Here is a 24,866-nt window from a genome sequence, read left to right as displayed (position 1 = left end):
ATATAGGACGGGTCCCCATGGCGCACCTGAAAGGAAATCTCGACCGAATGGCGGCTACGACAAGCGAAACGATGCCTATCGTCCTGGGGCCGAAAGGACCCGACTATACGGTTATCGTCATCGGCGCCGGAGCGGCGGGGCTGGCGGCCGCCGACGCGCTTGGCCGGCGCGGCGTGCGGGTCGTCGTGCTTGAAAAGGAGCCGCGGATCGCCGAACCGTGGCGAGGGCGGCACGAGAAGCTGACCCTCAACACGCATCGCGCGCTGTCGACCCTGCCCGGCCTTGCCTATCCGCCCCGCACCGCCGCCTTTCCGAACAAGGATGCCATCGTCGGTTATCTCGAGGATTTTGTCCGCGCGCGCGGCATAAGGGTCGAATTCGGCACCGCCGTCGAGCGGATCGAACGCAGAGGCAATGGCTGGCTCGTCCATACGGGCCGGGAAACGCTGAGCGCCCGCAATGTCATCGTCGCCACCGGCCGCGACCGCTTGCCATGGACGCCGGACTGGCAAGGCAAGGCGACTTTCACCGGCAAACTTGTCCACGCCGCCGATTTCGGCACAGCACAGGACTATGTGGGCAAAAGCGTGCTGGTGGTCGGAGCCGGAAATTCCGGCTTCGACGTGCTCAACCACCTCGCCCGCGCCGACACCAAGGCCATCTGCTTGTCAGCCACGCAGGGTCCGTCGCTGATGCCGAAACGGATCGGCAAGGTCGCCGTGGCGCGCTTCGGCGGTTTCATGGCGATGCTGCCGACGTGGATTGCCGATGCCGCGATTGCCGCGACGCAGCGGCTGGTGTTCGGCGACCTCACCCGCTTCGGCCTGCCGCCGGCGCCGAAGGGCGGCGCCAGCCGGCTCGGCGTCGAGCAGATCGCTATTGCCGTTGACGACGGCGCCGTCGCAGCGCTGAAGGCCGGACGGATTTCGGTGGTGGCGCCGGTGGCGGCTTTCGAAGGCGCCGGCGTGCGGCTGAACGACGGCACGGTGCTCGAGCCGGATGTAGTGATCGCGGCAACCGGCTATCGCACCGGCCTGGAGGCCATGCTGGGCGATCTCGGCGTGCTCGACGCCAAGGGCGTGCCGAAGGCCAATGGCGGCACCCCGAGCGGCCAGCCCGGCCTGTGGTTCATCGGCATGCGGCCAAGCCTGACCAGCTATTTTCACAGCGCCGGACTGCAGGCCGAAGCGATTGCCCGTCAGATCGCCAGGGAGTTGTAGACGCTTCGGTGCGCTTGGTCCGACACATCTGCATGGCGGGATCGTATATTTTGGCGGTTAGCCGAAGCGCCCTGTCCCTTCGTCATTCTCGGGTCTTCGCGACGCCGCTGCGCGGCTGCTTCGCCCGTGGGATGACGAAGCTGAGAGCTTGCGGCCAATCTCCCAACGCAGGCGCTTGAATCCACTTCATGTCTTGTTATATAAGATGTTATCAAAATCGGACAAACCGACCATGGAAGACATCATTCGATCCCTTGGCTATCTCACCCTCGGCAGCAGGCTGAAGCGCATCGGCGAGCAGTTGCAGGCCGATACGCAGCGCATGCTCAATGGGCTGGAGGTGCCGGTGCAGTCCAGCCAGTATCCTCTGCTGGCCGCGCTCGACCGGCTTGGGCCGCTGCCTGTCGGCGAACTGGCGCAGTCAATGGGGATCACCCAGCCGGGGGTGACGCGCAGCGTGGCGCTGCTGGCCGAACTGGGGCTGGTCGAGGCCGCGCCATCGAACGACGACCAGCGCCGCAGGATGATCTCGCTGACCGCGAACGGCCAGCGCCTGGTCGATGTGGCGAAGCGGGACGTTTGGCCGCGCATCGAGAACGCCGTTGCCGACTTGTGCAAAGGCCTTGCGGGGCCGCTTCTCGAACAACTCTCGGCAATAGAGGACGGCCTGGCGGCGGCCCCACTCGACCGTCGTGTGAAACAGGATGTCGCGCCATGAGCCATGTCCTCGATCGTCCGGTCTGGAGCGCGCTCGACACGCGGCATCGGATCTTTGCGTATGGCGACAGGCTCGCCAGGCGCTATCCCTCCTCGATCGTCCCCTTCGCGGCTTCCGGGGCAGACGACGCTGAGAGCCTGCAGGCGCTCGCAAGCCTCATTCCTGCAGGTGAGAGCGTGTTCATGCTCCAGGCGGACCCCATTGCCCTGCCGCCGGAACTGACCGCGACCGTGACCGCCTTCGGCGTTCAGATGGTTGCCGAGGCGCCATTGCCTTCCGTGTCGGACGAGCGTGTGCAGCAGCTGACGCAGGACGACGCGGCCGAGATGCTTGCTTTGGCGTCACTGACCAAGCCCGGCCCGTTCACCCTCAAGGCGCTGAGCCTCGGCGACTTCTGGGGCGTGAAGATCGACGGCCGGCTGGCGGCGATGGCCGGCGAGCGCATGAAGCAGCCCGGCTACAGCGAACTCAGCGGCGTCTGCTCGCATCCCGAATTTCGCGGCAGCGGCCTCGGCCGGCTGCTGTCGGTGTTCGTGGCCAACCGAATTTTTGCGCGCGGCGAAGTTCCCTACCTGCATGCCTATGCCAGCAATGCCGGCGCGGTCCGGTTGTACGAGTCCATCGGCTTCAGGCTGAGGGCAGAGATGAATGTGGCCGTCGTGCAGCGCGCCGGATAGGCCGCCTTGCGGGCCTCAGGCTGATTTCGGCTCCAACCTGCGGAAACCCACGGTTTCCATAAGCATATCTTCCTCGACCATCCCGGCATTGTGCAGCGCAAGCAGGTTCAGCGCGATCTCCCGCGCCTCCGCCGAATCGGGATGCACGTCGCGCCTGCGGCAGGCTTCGTCGAACACGCGTTGCAGCCTGGCGATGTCGTCGGGTTTCAGCAGGCCACGGTCATAGACGGACTTTGGCATGGCACTCTCCTCCAGAAGAGGTAGGGCGCCATGTTTAAATGTCCATTCTTTTCCGGGGCTTGGGTGGGCAGCTGCCTGGGTTTGCGTTAATCCGGCCCGAGCGTTGCAATCAGACCGCGATCGTGCTGCCATTCATTCAGCCACCTCTCGTCATCGTCGGGCCTGTCTCGCCGCAGTCTGCTTGACGTGTCGGCGCGCTTGCGAAACAAGGGCTGCCACAAACGACAGCGAGGCACAAAAGTGAGTTTCTGGGGACTGGCGCAGATCGTCGTTTCGACGGTGATCTTCCTGCTGGCGGCAATCGCGGCCAAGCAATGGGGGCTGGCGCCAAGCCTTGGCAAGATCGTGCTGACACTGGCGCTCTATACGGCGGGCAATCTGATGATGCTGCGGCTGGTTCGTGAGTTCGGCATGTCGGTGTCGTTCAGCCTGTCGGCGGTGATCCAACTGGTGGCGGTCAATGTGGTGGCGCTGGTGTTCTTCGGCGAACGCGTCAATGCCTTGCAGGCGACCGGCATCGTGCTGGCCATCGCTGCGGTGGTGCTGATCTCGCTCGGGCCTTACCTGCAGGGGCGACTGTAATCCGATGAAGACCCCGCGTGCGTTCACCAACTGGCTTGAATTTCCGGTGCTGCTGGCCGGGCTGGTGATAGCCGCCGGGCTGTGGGGCTTCGAGGAACTGATGGAGGTGGCGCGGGCCACCACGCCGCACGCTTTCGATACTGAGATCCTGCTCGCTTTCCGAAAAGTGGGTCAGCCGGATGTTCCCGTCGGCCCGGCATGGCTGGAAGGCGCGATGCGCGACATCACCAGCCTCGGCAGCTCCAGCGTGCTGGTGCTGATCGTAACGGCGGTGATCGTCTACCTCCTGCTGATCCGCAGGCCGAGGACGGCGCTGCTGATCTTTGTCGCGGTGGCCGGCGGGCAGCTGCTGTCGACCTTGCTCAAGGCCGGCATCGACCGGCCGCGCCCCGATCTTGTCTCGCACCTGGCCAACGAGACGTCGCTGTCGTTTCCCAGCGGCCACGCCATGCTGTCGGCGGTGACCTATCTCACGCTGGGCTCGCTGGCAGCGCGCTTCCTGCCGGGACGAACGACGAAAATCTATGTCCTCAGCCTGGCGGTGCTGGTAACGCTGCTGGTCGGCGTCAGCCGCGTCTATCTCGGCGTCCACTGGCCTTCCGACGTGCTGGCGGGATGGTGCGCCGGCTTCACCTGGGCGACGCTGTGCTGGCTGGCGGCGCGAATGCTGCAGCGGAACAAGGCGGTGGCCGATGGCAACGAGCCCGAAGACTGACGATCCGGAGCGACATTCAAATCAGCCGGTTGATCAGCCCGTGTCCGCAGCCTACCAGCAGAAAAACCGCCGACAGCAAGGCTGCCGACGTCGTCAAGGTCCTGAAAATCTTCAACTGATATTTCCCGCCAATAAGAGCCAAGGCGGTTAACGTAGCATGCTCATCCCGTATCCCGCCATCCGGCTTTGTGGAGAGATCATGTTTCATGTATGCTTTATGATGGTTGAAACATCACTATGATTGTATTACACGTCGTCTCCGCAGACTCAGACGGGGGTTCCGACCGATGATCACTGCCGCGCAGATGCGCGCCGCGAGGGCGCTGGCCGGCATCGATCAGAAGACGCTCGCCGAGCGTGCCGGCGTTTCGCTTCCGACAATCCAGCGCATGGAAGCGAGTGACGGCGTGGTCAGGGGTGTGGTCGATACGCTGATGAAGGTTATCCAGGCTCTCGACGAGGCCGGGGTGGAGCTCATCGGCGAGAACCAGACCAGCGAGCGCGGCGGCCGGGGCGTGCGCCTCAAGCCGGTCGCGCCGCCGAACCCGCAAGGCTGAGCCGGCAAATAGTCGCGACGGCGACCGCCGACAGTCCTGCCGACGATCCCGCCGCCTTCACGCAAGCGGAAGGCAGTCCATGGATCAGATCCGGCGGGCGGTGCATCAACCGGCCCAGAAGTCGGCAAAGCCGACATTTTCAGAGCTGTTCACGCCCAAGCTGGTGACGGTCTGGCGCGAAGGTTACCGCCTGCCGCAGTTCAAGGCCGACTTCATGGCCGGGCTGACCGTCGCTATTGTCGCGTTGCCGCTGTCGATGGCGATTGCGATTGCTTCGGGCGTGACGCCGGAGCGCGGCCTGTTCACGGCCATTGTCGGCGGCTTCATCGTCTCGGCGCTCGGCGGCAGCCGCTTCCAGATCGGCGGCCCGGCCGGCGCCTTCATCGTGCTGGTGGCGGCGACGGTGCAGCGCGAAGGCGTCGACGGACTGCTGCTGGCGACGATGATGGCCGGCATCTTCCTGCTCGCCGTCGGCTATCTCCGGCTCGGAACCTATATCAAATTCATCCCTTACCCGGTGACGGTCGGCTTCACCGCCGGCATCTCGATCATCATCTTCTCCGGCCAGATCGTGGAACTGTTCGGGCTGAGGCTTGCCGGGCCGGAGCCCGGGCCGCTGCTGCCGAAGCTGATGGCGATCGGCCACGCGGCCGGCACGCTCAATATCTCGGCAACGCTGGTGGCGGCGCTGACCATCGCCACCATCGTCGGGGTGAAGCGCTGGCGGCCCGGCTGGCCGGGCATGCTGATCGCCGTCGGACTGGCCTCCCTTGTCGTGGCGCTGCTTTCGCTGCCGGCGGAAACGATCGGCACCCGCTATGGCGGCATTCCGCGCAGCCTGCAATTTCCGGCGCTGCCGGCGCTCAGCCTCGACAAGGCGCTTGCGGTGCTGCCGGATGCGGTGGCCTTTGCGCTGCTCGGCGCCATCGAATCGCTGCTGTCGGCCGTGGTCGCCGACGGCATGACCGGGCGGCGGCACCGTTCCAATTGCGAGCTTGTCGCGCAAGGCTTTGCCAACATCGCGTCTGCCCTGTTCGGTGGCATCTGCACCACCGGCACCATCGCCCGCACCGCCACCAATGTGCGGGCCGGCGCGCATGGGCCGGTTTCCGGCATGCTGCATTCGCTTTTTCTGCTGGTCTTCATGCTGGTGGCCGCACCAATGGCGAGCTACATCCCGCTTGCCGCCCTTGCCGGGGTGCTGGCGGTTGTCTGCTGGAACATGTTCGAGAAGCAGGCCTTCGTCACGTTGCTGCGCGCTTCGCGCGGCGACGCCCTGGTGCTGATGGCAACCTTCCTGATCGTCGTCTTCCGCGATCTCACCGAAGGCATCGTCGTCGGCTTCGCGCTAGGCTCGATCCTGTTCATCGACCGCATGGCCAAGTCGATCGCCGTGGAGGCGGATTTGCCGCTGGTGCAGGACGATGTCGCCGACAGCAGCGGCCGCGCCTACGATGCAAGCGAGGCAAGCGACGCCGACACCGTCGTCTATCGCATCTCCGGCGCCTTCTTCTTCGGCGCCGCCTCGACTGTCGGCACGGTGCTCGACCGCATCGCCGACCAGCGCAAGAACTTCATCCTCGATTGTTCGGCGGTGCCCTTCTTCGATTCCACCGCGGCCAATGTCATCGAGGGCGCGGCGCACAAGGCGAAGCGCGCCGGCGTGCGTTTCATCATCGCCGGCGCCTCGCCGCAGACGCGGCGCATGCTGATCAACCACGGCGTCAAGCGGCCGCTGGTGACCTTTGCCGCTTCGATCAATGATGCGCGGGCGCAACTCAAAACCGCGCCCGTTGGCTGAGCCGGCAAATGTGCGCCGTCAGTCCAGGCTCAGCACCGCGATCTCACCTTCGTTCATCAGCGGCACGAAAATCCGCGTGCCGTCTGTGCCGATATCGGCGCTGCCCGGCTTGAACTGCTCTACAGCCTCCGGCGCCTCGCCGACTTTGTACCGATAGAGCGTGCCGGTCATGAAGGCGGTGGCGTAGATGCTGTCGCCGATGGCGACGACGCCGTCGAGGTCGGCAAAGTTTTGTGCGCCAGGCAGCGGCGTCACGGCTTTCGTCGCGAGATCGACCGACAGCAGGCCCCCGGGCGCGGCAGTGCTGAAGTCCGGCTTGATGCCCTTGCCCCAGGACGCCACGATCAGCCGATCGCGATCGGCAAAGATGCCGTTGGGTGCGGCGAGCTTCGCATCCTTCACGAACAGTTCCGGCTTGTCGCCGTCAATGCGGTAGATCGCATCGGCCAGCATGTCGGTGACATAAACCTTGCCCGAACTGTCCGATGTCACGTCATTGAGGAAAACGGCGCCGGGCACATCGATCGTCGAGATGAGCTTGCCGCTGGCGAGATCGACGATGCGCACCTTGGTGATGTCGGCGACGTAGAGCTTGCCGCCAGAGATCGCCGAGCCCTTCGGTGCATCCATGCCGGCGGTCCAGTGCCGGCTAACGACCTTGCCGTCCAGCGACAGCACCGAGAGATAGCCGTTGCCGTCGGCCTCCCCGGGATTGCCGACGATGTTGGAGACGATGATGCGGTTGTTGGCGGCATCGAACAGCGCCGATTCGGGTTGCTCGAAGCCCGAGGCGCGCCAGAGTTCGGCGGCCTCGGCCGCAGGCACAAGCGCGATACCGAAGGCGGCGAGACAAATGGAGGGGATGAGGGTTTTCATGGCCAGGTCTCCTGTGGTGGATGGCGGAGAGCTAGGAGTTTCGATACTTTTCCGGAAGGGCGATTCGAGCTAGTATCGGAAACCGATACGAAATGGCGCAAAAGAGGTGCATCCCATGAACGGCCTGATCTTCGAGGCGCTGAAGCGGACGCTGAAGGCCAAGGGCGTCACCTATCGTGAGCTAGCCGGGCGGATGGGCGTTTCCGAGCCGACGGTGAAGCGCATCTTCCACGAGCGCAACTGCAAGCTCGACCGTCTCGTCGGGATCTGCGCTGCCGCCGGCGTCGAGCTGGAAAACGTGCTGGGGTCGATGAACCGGGGGCCGGGACCGGTCAACCGCATCGCGCCGGAGGTCGAGCGCAAGCTTGCCGGCCGGCCGGCGTTGCTGTTCATCTTCGTCATGCTGTCGGAGAAATTCACGCCCGAGGGCGTCATGCGCTCGCAAGGCTTGAGCGAAGCGTCGATGTTCCTCTATCTGCGCGATCTCGAAGCGCTCGGCCTCATTGCGCTGGGCAGCGGGTTGTCGGCACGGCTGCTGGTCGACACACCGATCCAGTGGAATTTCGAAGGGCCGCTCAGGCCGCTGTTCGAGATGACAAACAAGAATTTCATCGGCTGGGCGATCACCCATCTGGAGCGGGAAGCGACCTTCGTCTCTTTCTCCAGGCGGATGCGGCCGGAGACGGCGGAGATGGTCAAGCGCGAGGCAGAGGAACTGGCCGAGCGCGCCAAACTGCTCGCCCATCACGACCAGCACACGACGCCGGAAGACGGGCTGACCGGCTACAAATGGACATTTGCTTTTGGCGCAACCCCGTTTCCGGCGATCATGCCGATCGGCCCGCACCCCAGGGATGCCGGTGCGTCCGACCGGCCCACCGCTCCGGCAAAGGGACGCCGCCCGTTGCCGGCTTGACGCGCCAGCCGCGTTTCAAAAACGAAACCATGATAGAGTTCGCGCGCTGATTTGCCAGACTGTACGGGGCGGGTTTGCCGAATGCGTGACCGTCCCCGCAAAATCGAAGTGATCCTATGCCGACCGCGCCAACACTTGAACTTCGCCGCTATTCGCGCCTGAAAAATTTGCGGGAGCGCGCAGAACGCCAGGGTGCTGCATTGCAGTTCTGGGCGCGCACGGCATCGCTCGCCGTGATCTCCTGCTTCTTTTCCTTGATCAGCCGCTGGGATGCCTCGCTGCTCTTCGTGCTGGCGGGCCTAGCGCTGTTCCAGCTCGTCGGCCTGATCCAGTTTCGCTTTGCGCGCCGTCGCAACGCGCCATGGTGGATCGGTTACCTCGTCGGTACGCTGGACATCATTCTGTTGACCGTTCTGCTGGTAACGCCCAACCCGTTTTCCCTCGAGGTCGCGCCGGCTGCGATGCAACTGCGCGAGGGCAGCTTCAAATTCCTGCTGATTTTCGTATGCCTTGGCGCGCTGACCCTTTCGACGCGATTGGCGCTCTATCTCGGCGCGCTCGCGGCCTTGACGTGGACGATCGGGGTGGGATGGGTGGTTTTGCATGCGGGAACCGTCATTCCGGCAACGAACCTCTATTCGCTGCCGATGACAGAGCGACTGAATCTCTATCTCAACCCCAATTTCGTCGATACGTTCGCGCAGGCGACCAATGTGTTGGTTGTCCTGATTATCGGCGCGATCATGGCGCTGGTCGTCTCCCGTTCCCGGCATCTGTCGGAAGACTATGTCAAGGCAGAGCGCGCCCGCGCCAATCTCGCCCGGCATTTTTCGCCCAATGTCGTCGACCAGCTCGCCTCGGATGACGAGCCCTTCGGTCCGGTCCGCCGGCAGGATATCGCGGTGCTGTTCGCCGACATCGTCGGCTTCACACACTATTCCGAGGATCATCCGGCCGAAGCAGTGTTCGAACTACTGCGTCAGTTCCACCGTCGCATGGAGCAGGTCGTTTTCGACCACCATGGCACCGTCGACAACTATATCGGCGATTGCATCATGGCGACCTTCGGGGTACCGCAAGCCAGCCATGACGACGCAACCCGGGCCATCCGGTGCGCTGAAGCGATGATCGCCGCTATCGAAGACTGGAATGTCCAGCGTGTGTCCAGGGGATATCCGCCGCTGGACGTTCGGATCGGTGCACAATATGGCGCCGTCGTCCTCGGCGCGGTCGGCAGCGAGCGCAACCTGTCCTTCGCGGTGGTGGGCGACACCGTCAACGTCGCCAGCCGTTTGCAGGCGCTCTGCCGGGAGCTTCAGGCGAATATTTGCTTTGGGTCACGACTGATTGAGGCCGCGAAGGCGGAATCGCTCGGGACACAGCTGAATGCGCGCGATCATGGACCGGTTAGCATCCGCGGCCGGGACGAACCGGTCCATGTCTGGGTCGAACACAGAGCCGAAAACCAGGGCGCTATTGCGGTTTCGGCGTGATGCAGGCCGCCATGTGAGACGCCTGCACCTCGGCAGGATGGACGCCAGAAACCTCGACAGGATCGCGCCCGCCAGCGTGCGCAAAGCTGGCCCGTTCGAGAGCGACTTTCGCTGCCGCATCGATGCGGTTTGGTCGAAATGGTTAGCCGTGCGTTTTCAAATGCAGCATCGGATGGTGTTCGTAGTGCCCGGCGCCATTCTTCACGATCGGGTCCTCCGAGGTGATCGCCTCTATGTCCAGATCATCGGCAATCCGATAGAGCGACACCCCATAACCGCCAGCCGGGTCCATCACGGGGCCGTGCGCGACGATAAGCCTCTTTTCAAGCAGGTCATCCAGGAATGCTCCGTGCTGCTTCATCCACTCTTCCTCATCGGTGGTCATCGTTGCCAGAAAGTCGGAACGCGGCGGAATATATTTGCACAAATAGGACTTCATTCGGCGCTCCTCGGCGAAAGGAGGCTCGCCTGCCGGACTGGCCTGGCGATGCCTTGATTTTAGATCAATCGGCCACGCCCATCTGCTTGCGGAAGCTCTTGTCGAACATGTTTTCGGGCACGAAGCGCCGCATGAAGCGAAGACGGCCTGCCGTTTTGCCAGGCGTATAGCGCATGCTCGGCGTCTTTTCGGTGGCTGCCTGTACCACTTTGTCGGCCACGGCTTCCACCGGATCGCCGCTCGCGATTCTGTTGCGCCAGGTCGAATTCATGGCTGAGCGCCCCTGCTCGTAGACGCCGGAAATCCGGTCAGGCTGTTCGGCGTTCTCTTCCAGTCCGGTGCGGGTGAAGGCGGGCTCGACAAGGGAAACCCTGATGCCGAACGTTCGAAGTTCGTGATCGAGCGACTCGGAATATCCTTCGACTGCGTGTTTGGTGGCGGTGTAGAGGGCGGTGAATGGCCCCGGCAGGAAACCGGACACCGAACTGATGTTGATGATCCGGCCCTCGCCCTGTCTGCGCATGATGGGCAGCACTTCATTGGTCATGCGAACGATGCCGAAGACATTTATGTCGAACAGGCTTTGGGCTTGAGCGACCGATGATTCCTCGGCGCCGCCGATCAGGCTGCGGCCCGCATTGTTTACCAGTACGTCGATCCGGCCGGCGAGGGCGACAACTTGCTTGATGGCGTCTCTGACGGACCCATCATCGGTGACGTCGCAAGGGACCATGTGAATGCCCTGACGCACTTCGTTGGGCGCAGCTCGGCGGCTGGTGCCGAACACGCGATACCCCGCCCGGATGAGCGCAAGTCCGGCCGCATGCCCGATGCCACCCGAAGCGCCGGTGATCAGCGCGATCCTCTCGGCGCGCGACTGAACTTGTGTCATCTCAACTTTCCTGCCTAATGATTATGATCGTAATCATTGGGTGATAATGACCGCCGTAATCATTGTCAAGCGCCTCCGCCACGTCTTATATGTCGATCATCATCAATAGGAGAGGATGCGGTCGTGAAGGTGAGCAAGGAGATGGTCGAGTTAAATCGAGAGCGGGTCATCGATACCGCTGCAAAGCTCTTCCGCGAACAAGGGATCGACGGGATCGGCATTGCCGATCTGATGAGCGCGGCCGGGCTTACCCACGGAGGCTTCTACCGACAATTCAAGTCGAAGGACGACCTCACCGTTCAGGCCATGCAGCGGGCCTTCAGTGACATGAGCGCCGATCTATCCGCCCGGCTCGCTTCGACCGATACTCCGTTGGAGACGCTCGTGCGCCACTACATCTCGGACCATCATCGCGACAATCCGGGGCACGGATGCAGCCTCACCGCACTGGCGGCCGATGCCGCCCGGCACGACGATCCAGCGCTTCGATCGTTCTTCGGAAGCATCGTCAGCAATTATGTCGCGTTGATCATTTCACTCCTGCCGGGAAGCGACCCGGCCGCGAAGCGGAGTGCCGCGATCGCATTCCTAGCGGAAATGGTCGGATCGGTGATCCTCTCCCGCGTCGTGCCCGATCCGACGCTTTCCGCTGAGATCATCGACACTGTCTCGAATGATCTCATAGGGCGCCACTCGCCATCGGCGCCGGTTTGAATGGTTGCTATTCGGCGGCCTTCGCCTCAGCGGCCCTATCTTCCCAGGTCACCGCCCGGTAGTCGAACCCAAATTCCAGCGTCGGTTTCACGATGCGGAAGAAGGGCGACAGGTCGAAGTCGCGCGGCGTGTAGAGCGAGTGGTGGCGGATGTGCAGGATTTCGCGGCGCGAATAGTTCGACTGCGCCGAGGCGCGGCCGGGCGCGCGGGTGATCTCGGGCAGGATCGGGTAGCGGATCTCGCCATAGGCTTCGGCGATCAGCGTCGAGCAGATGGCGCGGGTCGGATCGCCGGAACCGAAAGCCAGCTGCGGCGGCGCCAGCGCACCGGCACCGGTGGCGTCGGCAGGAAAAAGCGCAGCATGTCGAAAATGTTCTTGAGATCGTATTTCAGGCCGAGCTTGCCGATCATGAAGGCGACGACATGGTCGCGGTCTTCCGGGGTCAGCCCGCTCGCCCGGCAGATACGGGTGTTGTAGGTGCGGTAGCGCGACAGCGGCACGGCGACACAGCCTTCGCCGAGCGTGACTTCGATCAGCCGACGCCGTTCCGATCCGTCCTCCGGTTCGGACAACGCATCGCCGATATAGAAGGCCGCATGCGACCAGGTCGACTGGGTCAGGTATTTGATCGCCGCCGAGATCTTCTGGTTGCCTTCGATGAGCAGGATGTCGCCGGGCTCGAGCGTGCGCCGCAACGTCTCGGCGTCGGACGGCGTGTAGGGCTCATAGCCGGAGGATTCGTCCTGCAGCCGGCCGGCAAGCCAGCGGCCAAGTCGGTCCAGAAGCGTGTCGGCAGGTGCGGTCATGGTAGAGCGTGACTAGCACGCGCCGGCGGGGGAGTGCCAGCGTCAGCCGGCCGGCAGTGTCTGTTGCGGCAGTGCGGGCCCGGCGAGGTCGTCGCGCGCATTGCGGGCGAGCTTCTTTGTCGAGCGCTTGGGACTGTCACCGAACAGCTCGGCGGCACCGGCGAGGCAGCTCTTCTTCAAGCTTTTTTCCGAGCGCTTCAAAAGCTTGCCCAGGAGCTTGGTGTCCTGCGCATCGCCGAGCGGCTCGCCGTCGGCTTCGAGCAGGGCGCGCATGACGAAGACATCGTGCAGTTCGCCGAGCTTTTCACCCAGTTCGTCGACCGCCTTGCGCCGCACCTTGATCGGCGTCGGCCACAGCCGGCCGAGCAGCGAAAGATGCATCGAGTGGGTCTTGGCCGCCTTACGCAGATCGTGGAAATCCTCGGCTCCTCCGTGGGATCCGGCCTTGTCCAGCGCCTTCCTGGCCCGGCGCAAGGTCTTGCGAGCGCCTTCCGCAAGCACATCGGCTGCATGCTCAGGCAGATCGGGGAGCAGCAGCCGCTCGATCCGGATCAGGCCTTCCTCGCAGGCGGCCGTGGCCGCGCCTATGGCGGCGTCGAGACCAGCCCCGGCATGGATTTCATGCTGGCGGGCGATAAGCCGGTCGCGCACGCTGTCGAGGCCGCCGCCGGCAACCTGCTCGGGAAAGGCGGCTGCCAGCCGGTCGACGGTCTCGACCAGCGCGGTCGCCTCGCGCGGCCCGGCAAGCAGCGCCGCCACCTGACGGTAGCATTGGTTCTCAGTCCGACAGAATGTTTCATTTCCGGAACGGACCAGCCGCAGCAAGGCGCGCGCGCTCTTCAGCCGCTTGCGGCATTTGTGCAATGCCTGCTCCGGCTGGTCGCGCGCGACGGCCAGATGGGCAAGCGCCTTGCCGATCTCCTCGCCAAGGATACGCCTGACCTCGCCGGTCAGCGGCAGGCGCGGATCGATGCGAAAGCTCATGCGGCGATCTCCGGAATCCCCCTAGAGCATGATGCCGAAAAGTGTGAAGCGGTTTTCGGACGACATCATGCTCCATCTCTTTTGATTTAGAGCCGGATTCCGATTTTAGGTCGACCCGACCTTAAAATCATCCGGCTCTAGGGCGAGCGACGCGTTGTAAAATCTCTGCTCGCCGGTCACTTCGCGGCCGAGCCAATCAGGCAGCATTTCGTCAGGTACATCCTCCGGCGTCTCCAGCTCGGCCACCACAAGGCCGGCTAGAATCCCGCCGAAAACATCGACTTCGTAGAGATAGCCGCGATGCCTAACATGGTGGCGTGTCTTCTCGATGACATGTCCGATGGCGAAGGCCAGCATCTCCTCTGCGTCCGCCAGTGGAATTTCATATTCGTATTCGTCACGCTCGCGGATCCTGCTGCCGAATTTGAGCGTCAGCTTCGCCGAACTGCCGTCGCTGATGCGCACGCGCACGGTGCGGCCAGGTGCTGCGGCAAGGTAGAACTGGCGAATGCGTATATTCGCCTCGGCCATTTCTAGCCATTCGGCGGTGGAGACCAGGAACTTGCGTTCGACTTCCTTGCCCATGGCCGCCCACTAAAGCGTCTGCGGCCCGACATGGCAAGCCGCCGCGGATAATCAATTTGACTTTAATCAATCGATTGATTAAGTGCCCAGCATGATCAAAACCGTAGCCGATAAAACGCCCCGCCAGGAGACATCCCCCGCAGATCAGACGCGCGCCGCACTCGTGCTTTCGGCGCTCAAGCTGTTCGGACGGCAAGGGTTCGACGGCACGTCGACGCGTGAGATCGCCGCCGAGGCCAAGGCCAACATCGGCTCGATCGCCTATCATTTCGGCGGCAAGGAAGGGTTGCGCGCGGCCGCCGCCGACCACATCGTCGAAACCATCCAGTCGGTTGCCGGCCAGGCGCTCGGCGGCACGCAATTGCCGGGTCAAGCCGGCCCGGAGGCGGCGAGGGCACAATTGTTCGCCGCGCTGGAAGCGATGGTGGCGTTTATCGTAGCCAGACCGGAAGCTGGCGAGATCGTACAATTCGTACTTAGAGAGTTGTCGCATCCGACGGCCGCCCTCGACCGCATCTATGACGGGGTGTTCGAACCGACGCATCGCCGCCTCTGCCAGATCTGGGAACAGGCGACGGGCGAGCCGGCCGAAAGCGAGGCCACCAAGCTCGTGGTCTTCACGCTGATCGGCCAGGTCATCTATTTCCGCATCGGCCGCGAAGCAGTGATGCGTCGTATGGGCTGGCGCGAGATCGGTAACACCGAAGCCGCCAAGGTGGTGGCGGCGGTCACAAGCAATCTTGGCACCATACTGGCGGCCCGAAATCCGGTCGCCCGCAAGGAGGGCAAGCGATGAGTTTTCTCTGTTCCCTGCCGCTCGCAGCCCAGCTGTTCGGCGCCTGCGCGCCGGCAGCGCCGCTTGCCGTCGGCTATGTCGAGGGCGACTATGTCTTGCTGGCGCCGATCGAAGTGGCGCAGGTCGAGACCGTCGCGGTCAAGCGCGGCGACCGTGTTGTATCAGGCACGCCGGTGGTGACTCTCGAAAGCGCCGACGCAAAAATCGCCGTCGCCCAGGCAGAGGCCGCGCTCGCCCAGGCGCAGGCGCAGCTGGCCGACCTGCAGATCGGCAAGCGGCCGGAGGAGATCGCGGTGCTGAAGGCCGAGGTCGACATGGCCAAGGCCCAGGCCACGGATGCCAAGCGCAAATACGACCGCGCCGCCGACCTGTTCAAGCGCGGTGCCGGCACGCAGGCCGACTACGACACCGCCGCCGCGACGCTGGAGACCGCCAATGCGCAGGTCGGCCAGGCGCAGGCCAACCTCGCCGTCGGCGGTCTGCCTGCGCGTCCCGAAACGATCAAGGCGGCAGACAATCAGGTCAAACAGGCGCAGTCGGCGTTGGAACAGGCTGAGTGGCGGCTATCGAAGCGCGTGCTGGCGGCACCCTCGCCCGGCCGCATCAATGACGTCATCCGCAATCCCGGCGACACCGCCGGTCCGACCGCGCCTGTCATTTCGATGTTGCCGGACGGTGCGGTAAAGCTCAGCGTCTATGTCCCGGAAAGTGCGTTCTCGTCGATCAAGGTCGGCACGCTGCTTGTCGTCCATTGCGACGGCTGCGGGCCGGAGGTGAAGGCGCGCGTCAGCTATGTCTCGCCCGACCCGGAATTCACCCCGCCGGTGATCTACTCGCTCGAGAACCGGCAGAAGCTGGTCTACCTCGTCGAGGCGCGGCCTGAGGGCAAGGCGCAAGCGCTGCAGCCGGGACAGATCGTCGATGTCGAGCTGGCGGCCTCCGCAAAATGAACGCCATCGACGTTCATGGCCTGGTCAAGCGTTTCGGCGACAAGACTGTCGTCGACCATGTGACGATGAAGGTGGCAGAGGGCGAGATCGTCGGCTTTCTCGGGCCCAACGGGTCCGGCAAGACGACGACCATCCGCATCATGTGCGGCCTGCTGACGCCCGACGAGGGCGAAGGTACGGTGCTGGGTTTCAACATCCGCACCGAGTCGCTCCGCATCAAGCGCGAAGTCGGCTACATGACGCAGAAATTCTCGTTCTACGAGGATTTGACGATCGGCGAGAATCTCGAATTCGTGGCGCGGCTCTACCGGCTGAAGCCGGTCGAGGAGCATGTGTCGAAAACGCTGGAAGAGCTTGGCCTCACGAGCCGCCGCAACCAGCTCGCCGGCACGCTGTCGGGCGGCTGGAAGCAGCGGCTGGCACTGGCCGCCTGCATCATGCACAAGCCGAAGCTGCTGCTGCTCGACGAGCCGACCGCCGGCGTCGATCCGAAGGCGCGGCGCGAATTCTGGGACGAGATCCACCGGCTGGCGAGCGGCGGTCTGACCGTGCTGGTGTCCACCCACTACATGGACGAGGCCGAGCGCTGCCACCGCATCAGCTACATCTCCTACGGCAAGATGCTGGCCACCGGCACGGTGGACGAGGTGGTGACGAATGCCGGTCTGACCACCTTCGTGCTGCAGGGACCGCGCCTCGACCAGGTCGCCGATGCACTCAGGGACCGGCCCGGCGTCGACCAGGTGGCGCCGTTCGGCGCGACGCTGCATGTCGTCGGCTCCGACATGGCAAAGCTCGAAAAGGCGCTCGCCGATGTCGAGAAGGAGCACAAGGGCGTCAGCGTAAAACCCGGCGAGACCAGCCTCGAGGACGTCTTCATCCAGTTCATGTCCGGCTCGAAGGACAATATGGCATGAACAGCGTCTTCTCCTTCGCCAGGCTCGGTGCGCTGCTGATCAAGGAATTCATCCAGATGCGGCGCGACCGCATCACCTTCGCCATGATGCTGGGCGTGCCGCTTTTGCAGCTGGTGCTGTTCGGCTACGCCATCAACAACGATCCCAAAAGCCTGCCTGCCGCACTGGTGGCGACCAGCAATGACCCCTACACCCGCGCCATTGTCGCGGCCCTGCAGACGACCGGCTACTACCGCTTCGACCATGTTGCGCAAAGTGCCGAGGCTGCCGAATTCCTGATGGCGCGCGGCGATGTCGCCTTCGTCGTCACCATCCCGGCCGATTTCGGCCGCCGGGTGGAGCGCGGCGACAATCCGCAGATACTCATCGAGGCCCGACGCCACCGACCCGGCCGCCGCCAGCGGCGCCATCTCGACGCTAAGCAAAGTGGCCAGCCAGGCGCTGCTTCGGGCGCAAGGCATGCAGGAGGCGGCGAGTGAGGCCGCCAGGGGCCAGCTCGATGTGGTGGTGCACCAGCGCTACAATCCGGAAGGCATCTCGCAATACAACATCGTGCCCGGCCTGCTCGGCGTCATCCTGCAGATGACCCTGGTGATGATGACCTCGATCGCACTGACCCGCGAGACCGAGCGCGGCACGATGGAAAACCTGCTCGCCATGCCGTCCAGCCCGTTCGAGATCATGCTGGGCAAGGTGCTGCCCTATCTTGTGGTCGGTGGCGTCCAGGTGGTGGTGGTGCTGGCGGCGTCGAAGCTCTTGTTCGCCATCCCCTTCACCGGTTCCATGTCGCTGCTGCTTACAGCCGTATTGGTGTTCGTGCTGGCGCTGGTGCTGCTTGGCTACACCATCTCGACCATCGCCCGCACGCAGATGCAGGCGCTGCAGCTGACCTTCTTCTTCTTCCTGCCGTCGATCCTGCTGTCCGGCTTCATGTTCCCCTATCGCGGCATGCCGGGCTGGGCGCAGACCTTCGGCGAGATTTTCCCGCTGACGCATTTTCTGCGCATCACCCGCGCGGTGATGCTGAAGGGCGCCGAACTGCCGGCGGTTGCGGGCGAGATCGCCTGGCTGGTCGGGTTCGTGGCCTTGTTTGCCGGCGTCGCATTGGTGCGGTTCAGGCGCACGCTCGACTGAGCGTTCAGGAATTGAGCGATCGCGGACCGCTGACGAACGGGCTGCCCCTGACATAGAACCGCAGCGGGCGGTCCGCATCCTTCGTGATGCCGATGCGGATGCCTTGGCCGATGTCGCTGGCCTGATGCTCGTCGGCTGCCAGCCATAGCGGGCCTTGGCGGCACAGATCGAGGCCGTCCAGCGAACGGTCGATCCGCAATGCCTGGGCGAGCCGCCCCGGCCCGCGCGCCAGGTCGCGCAGGCGCTCCACGCCCCGGTTCAGCCGCATGATGGCGATGCCTTCGAGCGGCTCCAGCGCCCGGATCAGCACGCCGGTGCCGGTGCCCGGCCCCTCGCTCGAGACATTGAGCATCCAGGAGACCCCATAGGCGAGGTAGACGTAGGCGTGCCCGGCGTCAAGAAACATCGAACGGTTGCGCGGCGTCATCCCGCGATAGCCGTGACCGGCGGCGTCGCCGGTGACATAGGCCTCGGTCTCGACGATACGGCCGCCGACGATGCCTTCCGGCAATTCCCGCACCACGAGCTTGCCGATGAGATAGCGGGCGAGATCGGCCGTATCATTAGGCAGTTCGGCACGATCGAGCGGATGGTGGCTGGTCATGCTACCGCCGCCGTGTTTCAAGGTATCCGTTCGACCCATTGCGCGCGCGACTGCCCCGGCTCGAACGGATCGCCGAAATACTGGGTCTCGCGAACCACCTTGCCATCGACGAACTCCATGATGCTCACCGTATAGGACGGAATCCCGTCATAGGTCAGGACATACTCGGTGATCCAGAGGTCGCCTGACCCGGTGATCCGCCGCACGGCAAAGCGCTTCCGGTTGGGCTGGGCGGCGCGCGACGGCTTGATGTTGTGCCGTCCGCTGATGCGCTCGCCTGACTGCGGATAGTCAAGCACCGCGTCGTCGCGATAAATCTGATGCTCCGTCTCGAAATCATTGGCATCGGAGGCAGCCCAATGGCGATCGAGAGCCGCCCTTATCTCAGCGTCTGCCATATCGGTTCTCAGGCCGCAGCCATGATCTCGGCATAGGTGGTGAAATCGACATTGCCGCCTGACAGCACGACGGCGACGCATTTGCCCGACAGTTCGATCTCGCCTGACGAGAGCGCCGCCAGCGCCACGCAGCCGCCGGGTTCGACCACCAGCTTGAGATGGGCCATGGCGTCGCGCACCGCCTGTGCGGCCGCCTTGTCGGAGACGGCGATGGCGCCGGCGAGGTTCTTGCGGTTGATCTCGAAGGTGATGGCACCGGGCTCTGCGGTGAGGATGGCATCGCAGATCGAACTGTGGCCGGGCTCGTTGGAAACCCTTTTTCCCTCGATCAGCGAGCGGCGGGTGTCGTCGAAATGCTCGGGCTCAACGGCCCAGACTGCCGTGGCCGGCGAGGCATCCTTGACGGCGATCGAAATGCCGCTCGTCAGGCCGCCGCCTCCACAGGGAATGACGATCGCATCGAGGCTGACGCCGAGCGCTTTTGCCTGGCGCATCAGTTCGAGACCGATCGTGCCCTGGCCGGCGATGATGGCCGGATCGTCGAAAGGAGGCACCAGCACCATGCCCTTGTCCATGTAGGGTCGCACCACCGTCATGCGGTCGTCGCGAAAGCGGTCGAACGGCACCACTTCGGCGCCCATCTTGCGGACATTGGCGATCTTCATCGCCGGCGCGTCGGCCGGCATGGCAATGACCGCCTTGACGCCGAACATGGCAGCCGCCGCGGCGACGCCCTGAGCATGGTTGCCGGAGGAGAAGGCGACGACGCCGCGGCTGCGCTCTTCTTCGCTCAGCGAAGACAGTTTGTTGTAGGCGCCGCGGAACTTGAACGAGCCGGTGCGCTGCAGCGTCTCCGGCTTGAACAGGATGCGGCCCCCGAAGCGTTTGTTGAGTTCCAGCGATTCGATCAAGGTCGTTTCGGCGATCAGGCCGGAGAGCCGCGCGGCGGCGGCATGGATGTCGGCGATGCCGGGAAGCGTGGTCATGGCGAAGTCCTGAAAGGGATGAGATCGGCGCATGGTGCACGCAAAGGCAGGCCACGCACCAATGAAAAAATGTGACCGTTACAAAGTTTGGCGGGCATGAGCGGCGACGAGGGTCAAACTGGCCCACCTCTCCCGCCTTTATCAGCCGGGCCGTATCGGCTAAGGGCGGGGGAGCAGAATCCCGGACCGCCAGACATGACCGCCAAGCCAAAACCCCTGTTCCTCGGTATCGACACCGGTGGCACCTATACCGATGCCGTGCTGTGGTCGGAACAAGGCGGGCCAAAAGGCAAGGTGCTGGCCAAGGCCAAGGCGCTGACGACGCGGCACGATCTTGCCGTCGGCATTTCCGGCGCGGTCGATGCGGTGCTGGGAAAATCGGCCACTGATCCGGCCGCCATCAAACTCGTGTCGATGTCGACGACGCTCGCCACCAATGCGCTGGTCGAGGGCCAGGGTGGGCGTGTGGCGCTCATCATGATCGGCTTTACCGGGGCCGACCTTGCGCGCGACGGGCTGAAGACGGCGCTCGGCACCGATCCGGTGGTGTTTTGTCCGGGCGGCCATGACGTGCACGGCAATGCGGCCAAGCTCGATCTGTCGGGGCTGGAAGCAGCACTCCCTGAACTCGGCGCCTCGGTGTCGGGCTTTGCCGTGTGCGCCTATTTCGCCACCCGCAACCCGGCGCATGAACTCGCCGCGCGCGACCTCATCCGCGAAAAGACCGGCCTGCCGGTGACCGCCAGCCATGAATTGTCGGCCAAGCTCGGCGGTCCGCGTCGCGCGCTCACCACCTTGCTCAACGCCAGGCTGATCTCGATGATCGACCGGCTGGTGGCGGCAACCGAAGGATTTTTGGAAGCCCGCAACATCGCAGCGCCCCTGATGGTGGTGCGCGGCGATGGCGCGCTGGTTTCGGCGGCGTTTGCCCGCCAGCGGCCGATCGAGACCATCCTCTCCGGCCCGGCCGCCAGCCTGGTCGGCGCCCGCCACATGACGGGCCTGGACAACGCCATGGTGTCCGACATTGGCGGCACCACCACCGATGTCGCTGTGCTCGACGGCGGCCGTCCTCGGCTCGATCCCGAAGGCGCCACTGTCGGCGGCTTCCGCACCATGGTCGAGGCGGTCGCCATGCGCACCTTCGGCCTCGGCGGCGATTCCGAAGTGGCGCTGGAAGATGGCGCGCTCAACCCGAAGATCCTGCTCGGGCCGCGCCGCCTGGTGCCACTGGCGCTGGCCGGCATGATGCATGGTGCTTCAGTGACATTGGAGCTCGAGCGCCAGCTCAGGGCGCCCAACCCCGGCCGCATGGACAGCCGCTTTGCGTTGCGCACCGGCGTGCCGGACAGGCTCGCCGCCGGCCTGACCGCGCCCGAGGCGAAACTGTATGAACTCATTGGTGCCGTGCCGCTCGCCATCGACAGGCTGCTGACCTCGAACGCCCAGAACGCGACGCTGAACCGGCTGGTGTCGCGCGGGCTGGTGCATATCTCGGGCTTCACGCCCTCGGATGCCGCCCATGTGCTGGGCAAGCAGGCCAATTGGGATCCCACTGCTGCCCGGCTCGGCGCCGAACTGTTTTCCCGCAAGCGCGACGGCCGCGGCCAGAACATCGCGCCGTCTCCAGAGGTGATTTCCGAACGGGTGCTGCTGACGCTGACGCGCTGGTCGGCCGAATACATTCTGGAGACCGCCTTTGCCGAAGACGGGCTGGATGGCGCCGCCACCGTCGCGCATGCGCTGGTGCAGCGCGCCGTCGATTCCCATCCCGGCATCGCAAGGCTCAGCGTCGCGCTCGATCGTCCGGTCATTGGCCTCGGCGCCTCGGCGCCGCTGCACTATGCCGGCTTGGCCGAGCTGGTCGGTAATGAGTGCGTGGTGCCGGAGGATACCGACGTCGCCAACGCGCTCGGCGCCGTCGTCGGCCAGGTCCGCGTCTCCGCCGAAGCCCGCGTCAGCCAGCCCAGGGAAGGTTTGTTTCGTTTGGCCTCGGGGCAAACGGTGCGCGACTTCACGGACGAGGCCAAGGCGATCGCGGCAGCGGAGGCTGATGTGCGGGCGATTGTGGCCGAGCGGGCGAAGGATGCCGGCACGGATAATGCCGAGATCGACGTTTCGACCGAGTTCAAGGTGTCTACGGTTGAGGCCCAACGGATGTTTATCGAAGCGCATGTGGTGGCGGTTGCATCGGGTCGGCCGAGGATTGCGGTTTAATGCATGTCGCCCAGAAGTGTGCCGCGGTTCTGGGACAACGACATGCATCAAAACAAAGACTTAAAGCGCGTCGTATGAATCCGTTCAGCGCGACGCGCTTTAGGGTAATCTCCCTCCTTGTGGGGGAGATGGCCGGCAGGCCAGAGGGGGGCGCTGTCCCGCCGACCTCTCATCGACGCTCACCCCGCGACTCGGCCTGTTTCGATCGGTCATGGAAAGGTTTGCGTTCCTTCGCGCCCCCCTCTGCCCTTCCGGGCATCTCCCCCACGAGGGGGGAGATCAGCAGCTTCAAATTCCCCGCCTTCACCCTAAGCTGAATTGACCCTTCACCCCCGACATGCCAAAGGCCGCAAAGCCTTTCATCTGGAGAAGCCCTGATGACCGATCGCGTCGAGATCGCCGGATTGCGGATTGCCCGCGAACTGCATGACTTTGTCGGCGAAGCGCTGCCGGGTACCGGTATTGCCGCCGACGCCTTCTGGAACGGCTTTTCGTCCATCGTCCATGATCTCGCGCCGAAGAACCGGGCGCTGTTGGCCAAACGCGACGCCATGCAGGAACAGATCGACGCCTGGCACCGCGCCAATGGCGCGCCCATCAATATGGAGGCCTACAAAACCTTCTTGCGTGAGATCGGCTATCTCGTGCCCGAAGGGCCGGCCTTTTCCGTGTCGACCGACAATGTCGACCCCGAGATCGCCACCGTTGCCGGGCCGCAGCTGGTGGTGCCGGTGATGAATGCGCGTTATGCGACCAACGCCGCCAATGCCCGCTGGGGCTCGCTCTATGATGCGCTCTACGGCACCGACGCCATTGCCGAGACCGGTGGCGCCGAGAAGGGTAAAAGCTTCAACCCCGTGCGCGGCGCCAAGGTGGTTGCCTGGGCGAAGAGTTTTCTGGACGAGTCCGTGCCGCTCACCTCGGGCAAATGGGCCGGCGTGAACGGGCTGACGGTTTCGGGTGGCACCTTGCGGCTCGGCGCCGGCGCCGGCGGCACCACGCTGGCCAACCCGAAACAATTTGCCGGCTATCGCGGCGACGGTGCCAACCCGGAAGCCATCCTGCTGGTCCAGAACGGCCTGCACATCGAGATCCTCATCGACCGCACCAACCAGATCGGCCGCACCGACCCGGCCGGCATTGCCGACGTGATCCTGGAATCGGCGCTGACCACCATCCAGGACTGCGAGGATTCGGTCGCGGCGGTGGATGCCGAGGACAAGGTCATCGTCTACCGCAACTGGCTCGGCCTGATGAAGGGCGATCTGGCGGAGGAAATCAGCAAGGGCGGCAAAACCTTCACGCGCAAGCTCAATCCGGACCGCGCCTGGACCGCGCCCAGTGGTGGCGCGCTGAGCTTGCCCGGCCGCTCGCTGATGCTGGTGAGAAACGTCGGTCACCTGATGACCAATCCGGCCATCCTCGACCGCGATGGCAACGAGGTGCCGGAAGGCATCATGGATGCGGCGCTGACGGCGCTGATCGCGCTGCACGATGTCGGCGCCAACGGGCGGCGGATGAACTCCCGCGCGGGCTCGATGTATGTGGTGAAGCCGAAGATGCATGGGCCGGAGGAAGTCGCCTTCGCAGTCGAGATTTTCGACCGCGTCGAGGCGCTGCTCGGCATGGCCAAAAACACTATCAAGATGGGCATCATGGACGAGGAGCGGCGCACCACCGTCAACCTCAAGGAAGCGATCCGCGCGGCGAAGGAGCGCGTCGTGTTCATCAACACCGGCTTCCTCGACCGCACCGGCGACGAGATCCACACCTCGATGGAAGCCGGGCCGATGATCCGCAAGGGCGACATGAAGCAGGCCGCCTGGATCTCCGCCTATGAGGCGTGGAATGTCGACATCGGGCTCGAATGCGGGCTCGCCGGTCATGCCCAGATCGGCAAGGGCATGTGGGCGATGCCGGATCTGATGGCGGCGATGCTGGAACAGAAGATCGCCCATCCCAAGGCCGGCGCCAACACCGCCTGGGTGCCGTCGCCGACAGCGGCGACGCTGCACGCCACGCACTATCACAAGGTCGATGTCCACGCCGTCCAGGCGGCGCTGAAGAGCCGGCCGAAGGCGAAGCTCGATGATATATTGTCGGTGCCGGTGGCGGTGCGGCCGAACTGGACCCCCGACGAGATCCAGCGCGAGCTCGACAACAATGCGCAAGGCATTCTGGGCTATGTCGTGCGCTGGATCGACCAGGGCGTCGGCTGCTCGAAAGTGCCCGACATCAACGATGTCGGCCTGATGGAAGACCGCGCCACGCTGCGCATCTCCTCGCAGCACATCGCCAACTGGCTGCACCACAAGGTGTGCTCGCAGATCCAGGTGATGGATTCGCTGCGGCGCATGGCAGCGATCGTCGACCTCCAAAATGTCGGCGACCCGCTCTACCGCCCGATGGCCACCGATTTCGACAATTCCATCGCCTTCCAGGCCGCCTGCGACCTGGTGTTTAGAGGCCGCGAACAGCCGAACGGCTATACGGAGCCGGTGCTGCACGCGCGGAGGCTGGAGCTGAAGGCGAAAGAGCGGGCGAATTAGCGCCTGCGTTTCCCTCCCCCTCGAGGGGAGGGTGGCCCGAAGGGCCGGGTGGGGTCCTGCGTGAAGTGCGGCGACTCCCTTCGGACGACACTACAAGCA

At 64.3% G+C, this 24,866-nt stretch carries 25 protein-coding genes and 2 pseudogenes; 16 read left to right on the top strand and 11 right to left on the bottom strand.

Features of this window, described 5'->3' with window-relative positions:
* Positions 1–17: 17 nt before the first annotated feature.
* From NKJ76_RS11805 to NKJ76_RS11795, 3 genes are all read left to right on the top strand, one after another.
* Positions 18–1,220, top strand: a complete 1,203-nt coding sequence (locus NKJ76_RS11805; RefSeq protein ID WP_352537472.1) for a flavin-containing monooxygenase — start codon at positions 18–20, stop codon at positions 1,218–1,220.
* Between the two features lie 232 nt (positions 1,221–1,452).
* Positions 1,453–1,938: a MarR family winged helix-turn-helix transcriptional regulator gene (locus NKJ76_RS11800; protein WP_023819283.1), complete on the top strand. Its 486-nt coding sequence runs from the start codon at positions 1,453–1,455 to the stop codon at positions 1,936–1,938.
* On the top strand, positions 1,935–2,615 hold the full coding sequence (locus NKJ76_RS11795) for a GNAT family N-acetyltransferase (RefSeq protein ID WP_352537471.1): 681 nt from the start codon (positions 1,935–1,937) through the stop codon (positions 2,613–2,615). The genes NKJ76_RS11800 and NKJ76_RS11795 overlap by 4 nt, the downstream gene beginning before the upstream one ends.
* Positions 2,616–2,630: 15 nt before the next feature.
* Here NKJ76_RS11795 and NKJ76_RS11790 read toward each other — a convergent pair whose 3' ends face one another.
* Entirely contained in the window at positions 2,631–2,855 is a 225-nt protein-coding gene (locus tag NKJ76_RS11790) for a hypothetical protein (protein WP_023673272.1), read from the bottom strand.
* A 240-nt stretch (positions 2,856–3,095) separates the two neighbouring features.
* Between NKJ76_RS11790 and NKJ76_RS11785 the strand changes: the two genes are divergently transcribed.
* Together NKJ76_RS11785 and NKJ76_RS11780 are read left to right on the top strand one after the other, a co-directional pair.
* A complete protein-coding gene (locus NKJ76_RS11785; protein ID WP_023819282.1) occupies positions 3,096–3,437 on the top strand; it encodes a hypothetical protein in 342 nt (113 codons plus the stop codon).
* A 4-nt stretch (positions 3,438–3,441) separates the two neighbouring features.
* Positions 3,442–4,152, top strand: a complete 711-nt coding sequence (locus NKJ76_RS11780; protein ID WP_023687516.1) for a phosphatase PAP2 family protein — start codon at positions 3,442–3,444, stop codon at positions 4,150–4,152.
* Between the two features lie 16 nt (positions 4,153–4,168).
* Here NKJ76_RS11780 and NKJ76_RS11775 read toward each other — a convergent pair whose 3' ends face one another.
* Positions 4,169–4,360 carry a hypothetical protein gene (locus tag NKJ76_RS11775; RefSeq protein WP_352537470.1) on the bottom strand — a complete coding sequence of 64 codons (192 nt, stop codon included), beginning with the start codon at positions 4,358–4,360 and terminating at the stop codon, positions 4,169–4,171.
* A gap of 79 nt (positions 4,361–4,439) precedes the next feature.
* Between NKJ76_RS11775 and NKJ76_RS11770 the strand changes: the two genes are divergently transcribed.
* Both NKJ76_RS11770 and NKJ76_RS11765 read left to right on the top strand, forming a co-directional pair.
* The gene (locus NKJ76_RS11770; RefSeq protein WP_023673276.1) at positions 4,440–4,709 is read left to right on the top strand and encodes a helix-turn-helix domain-containing protein; all 270 of its coding nucleotides are present in this window, start codon (positions 4,440–4,442) and stop codon (positions 4,707–4,709) included.
* 79 nt (positions 4,710–4,788) lie between these two features.
* Positions 4,789–6,510 (top strand): SulP family inorganic anion transporter, encoded by a 1,722-nt coding sequence (locus NKJ76_RS11765; RefSeq protein ID WP_352537469.1) that lies wholly within the window; start codon positions 4,789–4,791, stop codon positions 6,508–6,510.
* 18 nt (positions 6,511–6,528) lie between these two features.
* Here NKJ76_RS11765 and NKJ76_RS11760 read toward each other — a convergent pair whose 3' ends face one another.
* The gene (locus tag NKJ76_RS11760; RefSeq protein ID WP_023710373.1) at positions 6,529–7,386 is read right to left on the bottom strand and encodes an NHL repeat-containing protein; all 858 of its coding nucleotides are present in this window, start codon (positions 7,384–7,386) and stop codon (positions 6,529–6,531) included.
* A 115-nt stretch (positions 7,387–7,501) separates the two neighbouring features.
* Between NKJ76_RS11760 and NKJ76_RS11755 the strand changes: the two genes are divergently transcribed.
* Both NKJ76_RS11755 and NKJ76_RS11750 read left to right on the top strand, forming a co-directional pair.
* Complete coding sequence (locus NKJ76_RS11755; RefSeq protein ID WP_023739823.1) at positions 7,502–8,302, top strand: helix-turn-helix domain-containing protein; 801 nt, start codon at positions 7,502–7,504, stop codon at positions 8,300–8,302.
* Positions 8,303–8,418: 116 nt separating this feature from the next.
* The gene (locus tag NKJ76_RS11750; protein WP_023755333.1) at positions 8,419–9,795 is read left to right on the top strand and encodes an adenylate/guanylate cyclase domain-containing protein; all 1,377 of its coding nucleotides are present in this window, start codon (positions 8,419–8,421) and stop codon (positions 9,793–9,795) included.
* 142 nt (positions 9,796–9,937) lie between these two features.
* Here NKJ76_RS11750 and NKJ76_RS11745 read toward each other — a convergent pair whose 3' ends face one another.
* Positions 9,938–10,234, bottom strand: coding sequence for a YciI family protein (locus NKJ76_RS11745; protein ID WP_023703852.1), 297 nt, complete (start codon positions 10,232–10,234; stop codon positions 9,938–9,940).
* Between the two features lie 64 nt (positions 10,235–10,298).
* Positions 10,299–11,126: an oxidoreductase gene (locus NKJ76_RS11740; RefSeq protein ID WP_352537468.1), complete on the bottom strand. Its 828-nt coding sequence runs from the start codon at positions 11,124–11,126 to the stop codon at positions 10,299–10,301.
* A gap of 123 nt (positions 11,127–11,249) precedes the next feature.
* On the opposite strand from NKJ76_RS11740, the gene NKJ76_RS11735 reads away from it, so the two are divergent.
* Entirely contained in the window at positions 11,250–11,840 is a 591-nt protein-coding gene (locus NKJ76_RS11735; RefSeq protein WP_352537467.1) for a TetR/AcrR family transcriptional regulator, read from the top strand.
* A gap of 7 nt (positions 11,841–11,847) precedes the next feature.
* On the opposite strand, the pseudogene NKJ76_RS11730 reads toward NKJ76_RS11735, so the two are convergent.
* The 3 genes and pseudogenes from NKJ76_RS11730 to NKJ76_RS11720 form a co-directional block, all read right to left on the bottom strand.
* A pseudogene (locus tag NKJ76_RS11730) lies at positions 11,848–12,647 on the bottom strand (C40 family peptidase).
* 42 nt (positions 12,648–12,689) lie between these two features.
* Complete coding sequence (locus tag NKJ76_RS11725) at positions 12,690–13,631, bottom strand: CHAD domain-containing protein (RefSeq protein ID WP_352537466.1); 942 nt, start codon at positions 13,629–13,631, stop codon at positions 12,690–12,692.
* Between the two features lie 105 nt (positions 13,632–13,736).
* On the bottom strand, positions 13,737–14,216 hold the full coding sequence (locus tag NKJ76_RS11720; RefSeq protein ID WP_352537465.1) for a CYTH domain-containing protein: 480 nt from the start codon (positions 14,214–14,216) through the stop codon (positions 13,737–13,739).
* A gap of 91 nt (positions 14,217–14,307) precedes the next feature.
* Here NKJ76_RS11720 and NKJ76_RS11715 point away from each other — a divergent pair, with 91 nt between their 5' ends.
* The 4 genes and pseudogenes from NKJ76_RS11715 to NKJ76_RS11700 all read left to right on the top strand — a co-directional run bounded on the left by NKJ76_RS11715 (position 14,308) and on the right by NKJ76_RS11700 (position 18,013).
* Positions 14,308–15,012, top strand: a complete 705-nt coding sequence (locus tag NKJ76_RS11715) for a CerR family C-terminal domain-containing protein (RefSeq protein ID WP_352537464.1) — start codon at positions 14,308–14,310, stop codon at positions 15,010–15,012.
* On the top strand, positions 15,009–15,962 hold the full coding sequence (locus NKJ76_RS11710; protein WP_023739818.1) for an HlyD family secretion protein: 954 nt from the start codon (positions 15,009–15,011) through the stop codon (positions 15,960–15,962). Before NKJ76_RS11715 ends, NKJ76_RS11710 begins: the two co-directional genes overlap by 4 nt.
* Positions 15,959–16,879, top strand: coding sequence for an ATP-binding cassette domain-containing protein (locus tag NKJ76_RS11705; RefSeq protein ID WP_352537463.1), 921 nt, complete (start codon positions 15,959–15,961; stop codon positions 16,877–16,879). The genes NKJ76_RS11710 and NKJ76_RS11705 overlap by 4 nt, the downstream gene beginning before the upstream one ends.
* Positions 16,876–18,013 (top strand): annotated as a pseudogene (locus NKJ76_RS11700) (ABC transporter permease). Before NKJ76_RS11705 ends, NKJ76_RS11700 begins: the two are co-directional and overlap by 4 nt.
* Before the next feature lie 4 nt (positions 18,014–18,017).
* Here the strand turns inward: NKJ76_RS11700 and NKJ76_RS11695 are convergent.
* From NKJ76_RS11695 to NKJ76_RS11685, 3 genes are read right to left on the bottom strand one after another with little or no spacing between them, the layout of a single operon-like run.
* A complete protein-coding gene (locus tag NKJ76_RS11695; RefSeq protein ID WP_352537462.1) occupies positions 18,018–18,617 on the bottom strand; it encodes a DNA-3-methyladenine glycosylase in 600 nt (199 codons plus the stop codon).
* 17 nt (positions 18,618–18,634) lie between these two features.
* Positions 18,635–19,015: a nuclear transport factor 2 family protein gene (locus NKJ76_RS11690; RefSeq protein WP_023687503.1), complete on the bottom strand. Its 381-nt coding sequence runs from the start codon at positions 19,013–19,015 to the stop codon at positions 18,635–18,637.
* An 8-nt stretch (positions 19,016–19,023) separates the two neighbouring features.
* On the bottom strand, positions 19,024–20,001 hold the full coding sequence (locus tag NKJ76_RS11685; protein WP_352537461.1) for a threonine ammonia-lyase: 978 nt from the start codon (positions 19,999–20,001) through the stop codon (positions 19,024–19,026).
* Positions 20,002–20,196: 195 nt separating this feature from the next.
* On the opposite strand from NKJ76_RS11685, the gene NKJ76_RS11680 reads away from it, so the two are divergent.
* Together NKJ76_RS11680 and NKJ76_RS11675 are read left to right on the top strand one after the other, a co-directional pair.
* Positions 20,197–22,218, top strand: a complete 2,022-nt coding sequence (locus tag NKJ76_RS11680) for a hydantoinase/oxoprolinase N-terminal domain-containing protein (protein ID WP_352537460.1) — start codon at positions 20,197–20,199, stop codon at positions 22,216–22,218.
* Positions 22,219–22,595: 377 nt separating this feature from the next.
* The gene (locus NKJ76_RS11675; protein ID WP_352460014.1) at positions 22,596–24,767 is read left to right on the top strand and encodes a malate synthase G; all 2,172 of its coding nucleotides are present in this window, start codon (positions 22,596–22,598) and stop codon (positions 24,765–24,767) included.
* The last annotated feature ends 99 nt before the right edge of the window (positions 24,768–24,866 follow it).

Origin of the sequence: Mesorhizobium sp. M0029, from assembly GCF_040323735.1 — a bacterium.
Lineage (GTDB): Bacteria > Pseudomonadota > Alphaproteobacteria > Rhizobiales > Rhizobiaceae > Mesorhizobium.
Note: the sequence above shows the minus strand (reverse complement) of the source record. Positions and strands in the feature narration are given on the sequence as shown.